We start from the raw sequence: 2,520 nt of genomic DNA, 5'->3' as shown, positions 1-2,520 counted from the left end.
GGATGGGCAGACCCAGCAATCGGCTGAGACCCAGGAGGGTCTGGTAGGGCCGGTGAATTTTCGTCACGGCCGGGTCTCCGTAAGCGGTTGCATAGAAAGCCGTGGGAGTGCGCAGGCCCATCTTCGGCGCGACCGCCGGGCTGAACAACGCGGTCAGCGCACCGGCCCGTTCCCACCCCTTGGGTGACAAGGAAAATTCGTTGCGGTTCCCGTCGATGTCGACGCCGAAAGGTGGCCTTGACTCGTCGATCGGCTTCTCGCCGTGCCTGATGACGTAGATCTGCTGCGGCAGCTGCCCCGGCTGCGCGGACGCTTGTTTAACGCCAATCAACATGGACGCTACTGCCCCGGCGGATACTCCGCCGATCACGCCGATTGCTCGACGCCGAGACATCGAGGCGCCGGTCCACTGGTCGAAACGATCCGCGGTCAGGGCCACATTGAACATCATGACCTGCGGCAGCGACGGGTAATCGCCCCTTCGCCGATCAGGTACTTCGCCCCGCTAACATCGAACCCAGTGTCTGCGCGACGTCATACCTATTTCGCGTACGGGTCCAACCTGTGCGTGCGGCAGATGGCGCAACGTTGCCCCGACGCCGCCAATCCGCGGTGCGCGGTGCTGGCCGACCACGACTGGCTGATCAATCAACGCGGCGTGGCCACCGTCGAGCCGTTCGACGGCACCGCAGTGCACGGAGTCGTCTGGCAGCTTTCCGATCACGACTTGGCCACCTTGGACAGCGTGGAGGGCGTGCCGTCGCGCTATCGGCGCGACGAGCTGACCGTGCACACCGACGACGGGCCGTCTGATGCCTGGGTGTACATCGACCACCGGGTGCATCCGGGTCCGCCGCGACCGGGCTACCTGGAACGCATCATCGACGGAGCAGTGCACCACGGGTTGCCGCAGCGCTGGATCGACTTTTTGCGACGATGGGATCCTGCTCGTTGGCCTCGGCCACGTGCGCGGGCAGGAGGGCCTGCGCCGCAGTCGCTTTCCGAACTGCTGGCCGATGCCGGGGTGATCGAGGCCAGTCGGCTGCGGTCGCGCTTCGGTTTTCTTGCCATTCACGGCGGCGGCCTAGAGGAAATGACCGACGTGATCGCTGAACGCGCCGCCGACGCGGCCGACGCGTCGGTGTATCTGGTGCGGCATCCCGACCGCTATCCACATCACTTGTCGTCGGCTCGTTTTCGCGTGGGCGAGTCGGTCCGACTCGCGGAGTTCCTGGACCACGTCGACATCGCGATCTCGCTCCACGGATACGGGCGGATCGGGCGCGGCACCCAGCTGTTGGCCGGCGGTAGCAACCGAGTACTTGCCGCTCACGTTGCCGGCCACCTCGAACTGCCCGGCTATCAGGTTGTCACCGACATCGACCAGATCCCGCTCGAACTACGCGGGCTGCATCCGGGTAACCCGGTCAACCGGACTCGCGACGGCGGCACCCAATTGGAATTGCCGACCCGGGTCAGGGGCATCAGCCCACGCAGTCTCCTGCCCGGCGACGATGCAGTCCGGTACGGACTGAGGTGGGGGCACCCCCAGCCGCGTCGCGGCGAGGGGGCGAGTCGGGCAATTCAGCCGGGGCCCGGTGACGACGGGTTGTCGCCGGTGACTTCTGCTCTGGTGCAAGGCCTTGCGGCCGCCGCACGCTCCTGGACATTGCGTTCGTGAATAACTACCCGATCGGAGTTGGTTGATGGCACAGGAAACCTTTCGTTTCTCGATAGGCATCCACAGCGCCAAGTCGAGCGCCGCATTGCGGGACAAGGCAAGGCGGCTGGAGGATTTCGGCTTCGACGGCATTCACCTCCCCGACCACCTCGGCGCGCCGGCACCGTTTCCGGTGCTGACCGCCGTCGCGGCGGCCACCTCCACCGTGCGGCTGGGGACCTACGTGCTCAACGCCGGCTTCTACAAGCCGGCGCTGTTGGCCCGCGATGCCGCTGCTGTCAACGACCTCAGCGACGGCCGCCTCGAGCTCGGCCTCGGCGCAGGCTACGTCCGCGAGGAATTCGAGGCTGCCGAGCTGCCGTACCCGAGTGCCGGGCAACGCGTCGACCATCTCGAGCACGTCACCACTTACCTGAAGGAACACCACCCCAGCATCCCAATCCTGATCGCCGGCAACGGAAATCGACTGTTGACGGTGGCCGCCCAACATGCCGACATCGTCGGCCTGACAGGTGCCAACAACGCTCTGGCCGAACGCGTCGAGTTTGTCCGCGCCGCCGCTGGTGACCGGTTTGCGGATCTCGAGTTGAACCTAGCGATCACCGCGGTGCCGTCGGACAACTCCGGCAAGCCCGATCTGGCGATGACGCGCAGGTATGCGCCCGATCTTTCCGACGAGCAACTGCTGGCTCTGCCCTCCGTGCTGAGCGGATCGCCCCGCGAGATCGCCGACACCTTGCGCGGTTACCGGGAAACCTTCGGGCTGACGTCCGTCACCGTGCAGGAACACCACGCCGAAACTGTCGCCAAGGTGATTGCGGAATTCCGATGACCACGAT

2 protein-coding genes and 1 pseudogene are annotated in these 2,520 nt (G+C 65.7%); 2 read left to right on the top strand and 1 reads right to left on the bottom strand.

Going from position 1 to position 2,520, the window contains the following annotated elements; genetic code table 11:
* Positions 1–439, bottom strand: a pseudogene (locus WBF82_RS03485) (hypothetical protein); the annotation flags it as partial.
* An 81-nt stretch (positions 440–520) separates the two neighbouring features.
* On the opposite strand from WBF82_RS03485, the gene WBF82_RS03480 reads away from it, so the two are divergent.
* Complete coding sequence (locus tag WBF82_RS03480) at positions 521–1,681, top strand: poly-gamma-glutamate hydrolase family protein (RefSeq protein WP_424381706.1); 1,161 nt, start codon at positions 521–523, stop codon at positions 1,679–1,681.
* Positions 1,682–1,706: 25 nt separating this feature from the next.
* A complete protein-coding gene (locus WBF82_RS03475; protein WP_424381705.1) occupies positions 1,707–2,513 on the top strand; it encodes an LLM class F420-dependent oxidoreductase in 807 nt (268 codons plus the stop codon).
* The last annotated feature ends 7 nt before the right edge of the window (positions 2,514–2,520 follow it).

Source organism: Mycobacterium sp. (assembly GCF_049673265.1).
Taxonomy (GTDB): Bacteria; Actinomycetota; Actinomycetes; order Mycobacteriales; family Mycobacteriaceae; genus Mycobacterium.
This window is presented reverse-complemented; position numbering and strand designations above follow the sequence as displayed.

What these genes read in the sequence shown, in the direction of transcription:
- WBF82_RS03475 (WP_424381705.1), top strand. Translation starts at nt 1,707, where the DNA reads ATGGCACAGGAAACCTTTCGTTTCTCGATAGGCATCCACAGCGCCAAG.